This is a genomic window from Thermococcus sp. PK (assembly GCF_000430485.1).
Lineage (GTDB): Archaea > Methanobacteriota_B > Thermococci > Thermococcales > Thermococcaceae > Thermococcus_A > Thermococcus_A bergensis.
This window is the reverse complement of record NZ_KE387149.1, coordinates 957719-965176: the sequence shown is the minus strand read 5'-3', so window position 1 is coordinate 965176 and position 7458 is coordinate 957719. Positions and strand designations below refer to the sequence as shown.

6 protein-coding genes and 1 pseudogene are annotated in these 7458 nt (G+C 48.8%); 3 read left to right on the top strand and 4 right to left on the bottom strand.

Annotated elements, in window-relative coordinates; translation table 11 throughout:
- A pseudogene (locus THEPK_RS13095) lies at window positions 1–173 on the top strand (IS982 family transposase); the annotation flags it as partial.
- On the opposite strand, the gene THEPK_RS07310 reads toward THEPK_RS13095, so the two are convergent.
- Genes THEPK_RS07310 through THEPK_RS07295 form a run of 4 tightly spaced genes read right to left on the bottom strand, consistent with a single transcriptional unit; the run spans window position 144 to window position 5240 of the window.
- On the bottom strand, window positions 144–1406 hold the full coding sequence (locus THEPK_RS07310; RefSeq protein ID WP_232194554.1) for a proton-conducting transporter transmembrane domain-containing protein: 1263 nt from the start codon (window positions 1404–1406) through the stop codon (window positions 144–146). The pseudogene THEPK_RS13095 and the gene THEPK_RS07310 sit on opposite strands and share 30 nt — an antisense overlap.
- Window positions 1407–2831 carry a hydrogenase 4 subunit D gene (locus tag THEPK_RS07305; protein WP_156882155.1) on the bottom strand — a complete coding sequence of 475 codons (1425 nt, stop codon included), beginning with the start codon at window positions 2829–2831 and terminating at the stop codon, window positions 1407–1409.
- Window positions 2828–3325 (bottom strand): 4Fe-4S dicluster domain-containing protein, encoded by a 498-nt coding sequence (locus THEPK_RS07300; protein ID WP_042700102.1) that lies wholly within the window; start codon window positions 3323–3325, stop codon window positions 2828–2830. The genes THEPK_RS07305 and THEPK_RS07300 overlap by 4 nt, the downstream gene beginning before the upstream one ends.
- Before the next feature lies 1 nt (window position 3326).
- On the bottom strand, window positions 3327–5240 hold the full coding sequence (locus THEPK_RS07295) for a molybdopterin oxidoreductase family protein (RefSeq protein WP_042700099.1): 1914 nt from the start codon (window positions 5238–5240) through the stop codon (window positions 3327–3329).
- A 221-nt stretch (window positions 5241–5461) separates the two neighbouring features.
- Between THEPK_RS07295 and hydB the strand changes: the two genes are divergently transcribed.
- The gene (gene hydB / locus THEPK_RS07290; protein ID WP_042700096.1) at window positions 5462–6565 is read left to right on the top strand and encodes an NADPH-dependent hydrogenase/sulfhydrogenase 1 subunit beta; all 1104 of its coding nucleotides are present in this window, start codon (window positions 5462–5464) and stop codon (window positions 6563–6565) included.
- Entirely contained in the window at window positions 6562–7452 is an 891-nt protein-coding gene (hydG, locus tag THEPK_RS07285) for an NADPH-dependent hydrogenase/sulfhydrogenase 1 subunit gamma (protein ID WP_042700093.1), read from the top strand. The genes hydB and hydG overlap by 4 nt, the downstream gene beginning before the upstream one ends.
- Window positions 7453–7458: the final 6 nt, after the last annotated feature.

Here is a 7458-nt window from a genome sequence, read left to right as displayed (position 1 = left end):
AGTACTTGTCTGACTTTCGCAGGAGGATTGAGACTTTGTTTTCGAAGTTTTCTGAGTTTCTTCTGAGGCCGAGCAGGAGTGTTAGTTTGAGGGGGTTGGTTGTCAGGATTTTAGGGGCGATTCTGGCCGTGAATCTGGACAGATTATACAACTTCACAGGTGGTGGGAACTAGGGTACGGTATATCTTGATGTATGCTGCTAGAGTTAGTGCGCTTGCAAACAGGCTTACAACTCCTCCCCCGACCAGCAGGGGGTCTTTTGACAGGAACGTCGCCTGGTATATCAGCCACTTGCTTATGAAGCCATTTAACGGCGGAACCCCGGACACCGAGAGGATTCCCACGACCATCATTGCCGCGGTGAATGGCATTTTCTTTCCAAGGCCCCTCAGCTCAAGGTCTTTTCTACCAGTTGCGTGGAGCACGTTGCCCGAAAGCATGAAGAGTAAGTTCTTAAAGACAAGATGGTTGAAGGCGTGGAGCAGTAATGCAAGGAACGCGATTTTCTTAAGGGTCCCGTCCAGCATTATATAGGCTCCGAGCGCCAGGAACAGATAGCCCATGTTGTCCACACTCGAATATGCCATGAGCCTCTTTATGTCCTTCTGAACAAGGGCCATTATCGCTCCAACCGCTATTGTGAGGACTGCAAGCACGACCATCGTCCTAGCGATTGCCTCACTTCCCGGGAACAGCTCGATGACCCTTATCATGCCGTAGATGGCCATCTTCAGCATCGTACCACTCAGGAGTGCGGACACGTTGCTTGGAGCGACAGGGTGTGCCTCCGGGAGCCAGAAGTGTATGGGGAATATGCCCGCCTTTGACATGAAGCCGATGAGGAAGGCCCAAATTACCCAGGTCGGCACGTAGGCCCCCTGCAAGGCGGAGAAGCTGAGTGTTTCGAAATTACTGTAGATGGCACCTATGGCCAGCAGGAGCGGTGCCGTGTTGAAGGCGTGCATTGCGACGAGGTAGATGAGGCTGGCCCTCTTGGTCTCGGGGCTGTCGTAGTATGTGACTATCAGGATGTAAGAGGCTATTGTCATGAGCTCCCAGAATATTATGAACCCGAGGAAGTCCCTGCTGATCACTATGAGCGCCATTGAGAGTATGAAAGCTGGATAAGCGGCGAGGTTCAGGTGCCTCGGCTCCATGTACTCAGTGGTGTAGATCGAGACAGCGAAACCCGAGATTCCCACGAGTATGCAGAAGAACCTTGACAGGGTGTCGGTCATGAAGGTGAACTCAAGCCCAAAGATGGAGTAAGTAACATTGATGCCGTTGAAGGCCTCGACTATCAGGGTCAATGAGGCCAAGGCTGACAGCAACCCCACTGCCTTTACCTGTTCTCGCCTGAGAAGTCCTATTATGATCGCGATGGTGAACAGGACTGCGAACAGCATTCACATCACCCCCAGGGCGAAGTACCCAATGTATGCCGAGACCAGGGAGAGGAGTATCAGCCCGGTCAGTGCGCCCTTTACGATGCCATCAACTTTCTTCCCCTCTCCATCGCTGAATACCATCATGTTGATGCTCCTGAGACCGACCGCCAGCAGTATGACTGAGTCCACTAGGATCAGGGTCAGCAGCAGTGCTCCAAGCGGGGAGCTGTACATCGGGCCGGCGTTGAGGAAGAGGTAGAGCTTGCTGAAGAAAATGCCAAACGGCGGCAGTCCCGCGAGCCCGAGGAGCCCTATAGCCCAGCCGTATGCAAGTATTGGGGTCTCCTTGAGACCCCTTATCTTCGTCATGTCCAGGGTGCCGTAGTAGTATGTGAAGGCTCCCGCGGTGAGGAACGCGAGGCCCTTGAGGTAGGCGTGGTTCATGAGCTGGAACAGCGCGATTTTAATCCCAACGGGGTGGCCGAGGACTGCAGTTGCAACTCCGGCATACATGATGGCACACTCTGCTATCGTTGAGTAGGCGAGCAGCCTCTTGGCATCGGTCTGCTTGGGATACGCGAGGATTGCTATCACTAGCGTCAGGGAGAGGATTGCCACCATCGGGTAGAACGCCTCTCTGGGCGGGTTCATGAACTGGACGACCCTTACCAGCAGGTAAACACCCATCTCGACCATCGCCGCTCCGTGAAGGAACGCTGACGCCGGTGTTGGGGCTACCATAGCATCAGGAATCCATGAGTAAAACGGGAACTGGGCGCTCTTTGTAAAGGCCGCAATCATGAGGCAGATGAACAGAATCAGCTTCTCGTTCCCGGGCAGGTCGCCGAGGAACTTCAAGCCAAGGTCGCCATACTTGAACCCGAAGGCCACAGCGGTGTAGAAACCCACAACTGCACCGAAGTTCGGTATCAGGAGGGCCTTGAGGGCTGACCTTTCAGATTTTCTGCTTCCGTAGAACCCGACGACACCCCAGCACGCCAGGCTCATCAGCTCGAAGAATATCAGCATCTGCAGTACCGTTGATGAGTATATGAACGTGAGTGTTGAGCCAAGGAATATCATCATCCACCCATAGAACCTTCCCTTCTGGCCCCTGTGGGGGTGCCCGATGTTTTTATCGTCCATATACCTGACCGCGTATGTCAGGAATATTGCACCCGCAGATGAAACCACTAGGGCCGTGAACACGCTCGTAGGGTCAATTATGAAGCCGTATACTTCTCCAAACTTTTCTGAGACTAGTAGTTTAACATGAGTCGTCGAGGGGGACGAGTAGAACAGGACTCCAGTGACTATCTGGAGGATCGTCGAGGCCCAGAGAAGGGGCAACATTACGGTGTCTGCTTTCCGGTCATCGAGGGCGAAACATACTGCACCTGCATACGCGAGGATTATTGAAAGCGTGATGAGCTCAAATATCATACGGTTCCCCCCATTATCTTTTCAACCTTCTTGGCGAGCTCTTCAACCTTGGCAAGGTTCTGTTTGACCTTTATCTGGAGTATCTCCTCCTCACTGGCGAAAATTAGAGCATCAGTTGGACACGTCGTAACACACGCCGGAAGTTTGTCCTCGTCCCTGCGGTGACTGCAGAGGTCGCACTTTACCATGATCTTCAGCTCGGGGACAAACTCTGGTGTGCCAAAGGGACATGCAACAGAACAGAACATACAGCCTATGCACTCTTGGTACTTGATGCGTACTGCACCGTCCTCATCCCTGTAGAGCGCCCTGGCAGGGCAGACCAGCATACAAGGGGCATTTTCACAGTGTCTGCAGTTAAAGGACATCATTAGTAGTTCTGATGTCTCGATGAGCGTAATGTTAGCTTTCCCGTGATGCTCCCTAGCGCAGGCAATCTCGCAGGACCTGCATCCTATGCAGTTCCTAAAGTCGATAAAGACTCTCTTCCCCATATCACTCCACCTTCTCAAGTTTGCATGAACATGCTTTCATTTGAGGCAAACCAGTTTCCTCATCAATCTTCAGGCCCATTATGCGGTTGGCACCCTCGTGCCAGGGGACCTTGATAGTACCGGGAATTACTGTCTTGGAGACTTTCACGGTCCCAATGTACTTCCCGCTCTCAGAGATGAGCTTTACCCTATCGCCGTCTTTTATTCCCCATTTCTGTGCGTCTTCCTCACTTACCAGAATGGGCAAGTCTTGCCACCTGACATTAAGTGAAGGGCTCCTTTTGGTCATTGTTCCTGTTTGGAACTGGCCCACATATCTCACCGTAATCATGACTGGAGGTTCCAAGAGGGGCATCTTATCTGATACATATACTTTCGTGGGCTGGGAACTCGGTACAGTATTCCACATAACTCCTTCAGGCGTTCTCGTTAAAGTGCGGGGGTTGGCGTTTACGTATTGCGGAACGAGAGTGCTTATCTCCCGGAGAATCTCCTCGGGGAAGTAGAAATCAAATCCTTTCAGTCCTAACGCATTTCCCAGCTCGCATAAAATCGCCCAGTCTGGCTTGGCATCCTCCGGGGGCCATTTCACCCTGGAGCTCCACTGGATTCTCCTCTCGGCGTTCGTTGTAGAACCGTCGCTCTCAAGGAACGCCGCCGCAGGGAGAACGATATCGGCAAGTTCTGTTGTCTGCGTCGGGAATATGTCTTGGGCAACGACGAATTCTGCACGTTTTAGGGCCTTTTCGGCCTCTGGAAAGCTCACTGCGATGTTTGCTCCCATAACGTAAAACGCCGAAACGTTGCACTTTTGTGCCTCTTTAATTGATTTCGGAATGTCGAGCCCAACTTCGGTTGGAAGTCCCTCATTCTTCCATGCCTCCCTAAAGAAGTATATCTCGTCGTATGTTCTGTACCCGGGCAGTAAGTCGGGCACCACGCCCATGTCCATGACTCCCTGGGAGTTGTTTTGACCAGCAAGCGGCAGGACTTTGAAGTCAACCATTGAAGCGAGCGTTATGATACTCCTGATAACATCGTAACCGTTAGAGTGCATGGCGATGCCAGAGCCCCATAAAATAATGCCTCTCCCTGCAAGACCAATTTCCCTTGCAATTTTCTCGATATCTCTCGCAGGCACCCCTGTTATTCTTTCAGCGTGCTCTGGTGTGTCTTTACTTATTATTTCTAGATCGGATGCTTTGAAATGGACACTCTTTACGTTTCTTCTTTCCATCAGCAAGTTGATGAGGGCGTTTATCAGTACAATATCGGTGCCGGGAAACGGACGGACGTGACTACTAGCAAATTTTGTGGTTTTAGTCTTTCTGGGGTCTATGACAATGATTTTAGCGCCTTTGTTCTTAGCCTTTAAAACCCTGCGGAAAATAAGCGGGGCGGTCTCTGCAAGGTTTGTTCCCCAAAGGATTATCACGTTGCTTTCTTCGATATCATCGTACGTCGCCCAGTTCCTTTCGAAGTTTGCGTCCAGTATGGCCTTCACGGATACGCCGTGGCAAAGGTGGCTGGTGTTGTCAACGTTGTTCGTTCCGATGTTCCTCGCAAGTTTCTGGAAAAGATATGCGGACTCGTTGCTGACCTTTCCACCCGCGATGAACATAAGCTTGTTGGGGTCGTCTTTCATGTAGTCCCGGATAAAAGAGGTAATTTCATTTATCGCCTCTTTCCAGCTTATCTTTACGAATTTTCCTTCCTCAACGGCTTTCAAGGGCGTTTTCAGCCTCTCTTTGCTGAGTATGTGTTCAAACATGGCATTCCCTTTTGGACAGAGCTTTCCACGATCATTTGGAACATTTATATCAGTGACGTACTCTATCATGAATGGGCGAGATAGCTCTTTCTTCACATATGCCCTGCATCCGGCCCCGCAGTATGGGCAGGTAACGATCCGCATATTTTTCCCTCCGGTATGTATACATGTACATTTATGTTCACATGACCATAAGTGTTCCTTGACCTAGATATATGTAGAGCTTTTAAGAATTTTCTAAACCTTTGGTTGGAAAGCTAAGGGTTTAGAAAGCTTTTTTATAGGCTTTGAAGTACTATGATTGGTGTTTAATGTACAAAATAAATCGACATTGTTCATAGGCTTAGAAAAGAGGGGTGATGGAGTTGAGGTACGTTAAGCTCCCGAAGGAGAATACTTATGAATTCTTAGAGCGATTAAAAGACTGGGGAATCCTCTACGCTCCCGTAAAAATCTCTGAGAAATTCTATGATTTTAGAGAGATAGAAAACGTCAAAGAAGTGGAATTTCATTACAACAGAACTATAATGCCACCAAAAAAGTTCTTCTTCCTGCCAAGGGAAAAAATGTTTGAATTTAATCTATCAAAGGTGGAGTACAAGGAAGCTATTGAAAAAGTCGAACCGTTTGTTGTTTTTGGGGTACATGCATGTGACATCTTCGGGCTTAAAATAATGGATACCATATACTTGGACGAGCTTCCAGACAAATATTACAAGGTTAGAAGGGAAAAAGGCATTATCATAGGCATTAGCTGTGTCCCGGATGAGTACTGTTTCTGTAATCTGAGGGAGACGGATTTTGCAGACGATGGCTTCGATTTATTCCTCCATGAACTTCCCGATGGCTGGCTTGTTCGTGTCGGGACCCCTACTGGTCACAGGATAGTTGATAAGAACTTACGTCTCTTTGAGGAAGTAACATCTCAGGATGTGTGCAACTTTAGAGATTTTGAAAATAAAAAGCAGCAGATGTTCAAGTACCACGAAGACTGGGCGGACTTGAGGTATTTGCTTGAGCTCGAGACAGAGCACCCGATGTGGGACGAGCAGTCCGATATATGTCTCGCATGTGGCAACTGCAACACTACCTGCCCGACTTGCAGGTGCTTTGATGTCCAAGATATTCCAAATATCGATGGAGTTACTGGGGCAAGAGTTAGGAGATGGGATTCTTGTCAGCTGGTAAGACATGGAATGGTGGCAGGTGGACACAACTTTAGGCCAACAAAGAAATCTAGATTTATGAACAGGTATATGTGCAAAAATTCATATGTTGAAAAACTTGGTCTCAGCTATTGTGTTGGATGTGGTAGGTGTTCATACTTCTGTCCTGCAGAGATAAGCTTTGTGAGGAATTTGAGAACCATTTTGGGTCTTGAAGAAAGCTCATGTCCACCGAGAATCTCGGAGGAGATTCCAAAGAGAGGATTTGCGTATGGTCCTTCTGTTGGAGGTGGTGAACAATGACCGTACCAAGACCTGTTCCTCGGAGCAATACTTTTGCAGAGGACAATCCCTACGCCTTGGAAAGGGTTAGAGTTCTCAGGGTATATCAGCTTACCGAGTTGGAAAAGCTGTTCTTATTTAGGTTTGAAGACCCAACTATTGCAGAGAACTGGACATTTAAGCCGGGTCAGTTTGTTCAGCTTACAATACCGGGAATAGGGGAAGTACCTATTAGCGTGTGTTCTTCTCCTATGAGACAGGGTTTCTTTGAACTATGTATTAGAAAAGCTGGAAGGGTAACTATTGCAGTCCACAAGCTTAAGCCTGGTGATACCGTACTCGTGAGGGGCCCATATGGAAACGGTTTTCCTGTTGACAAATGGGAAGGGATGGACTTGCTCTTAATAGCAGCTGGTCTCGGGACGGCTCCTCTAAGGAGTGTTTTCCTTTATGCGATGGACAACAGGTGGAAATACGGTAACATAACATTCATAAACACTGCCCGCTATGGGAAGGATTTACTCTTTTACAAAGAACTTGAGGCAATGAAAGACTTGGCAGAGGCTGAGAACGTTAAGATAATTCAAAGTGTCACCAGAGATCCTGATTGGCCGGGACCAAAAGGTAGGCCCCAGAACTTCATAGTCGAAGCAAATACAAACCCCAAGAACACAGCAGTAGCAATCTGCGGTCCTCCAAGGATGTACAAAGATGTTTTTGAGGCCCTTATAAACTACGGCTACAGACCAGAGAACATCTACGTGACGCTTGAGAGAATGATGAAATGTGGAATCGGTAAGTGTGGCCACTGCAACGTAGGAACAAGCACATCATGGAAATACGTCTGTAAAGATGGCCCCGTATTCACGTACTTTGACATAGTATCAACACCAGGAATGCTCGACTGAGGTGGT